1 protein-coding gene is annotated in these 301 nt (G+C 76.1%); it reads left to right on the plus strand.

Features of this window, described 5'->3' with window-relative positions:
• Nucleotides 1–67 precede the first annotated feature (67 nt).
• Nucleotides 68–301, plus strand: a 234-nt coding sequence (locus tag C7C46_RS31440) for a response regulator (protein ID WP_484421962.1), incomplete at its 3' end; no start/stop codon positions are given.

The raw sequence follows: 301 nt of genomic DNA on the forward strand, positions 1-301 counted from the left end.
GCGCCCGCCGTTGCGTTCCGGGGCCCGCCGGGCGGGCCCGCGGGGCGCACGACGTATCGTCGCCTCCATGCGCGTACTGGTACTGGAGGACGACCCGGAGCTGGGCCCGGAGATCGCCGACGGCCTGCGCCGGGCGGGGTTCGCCGTGGACCTGGCCCAGACCGTGGCCGAGGCGGACCTCAAGCTCGCGGTCACCGACTACCACTGCCTGGTCGCCGACCGGTCGCCGAGTTGGTCGAGCGGTTCGCGGCGCTGGGCGCCGACGGGCAGCAGGTGGTCGGGGTCTACTGCGGCTCCGGGG

Origin of the sequence: Streptomyces tateyamensis, assembly GCF_003205575.1 — a bacterium.
GTDB lineage: Bacteria > Actinomycetota > Actinomycetes > Streptomycetales > Streptomycetaceae > Kitasatospora > Kitasatospora tateyamensis.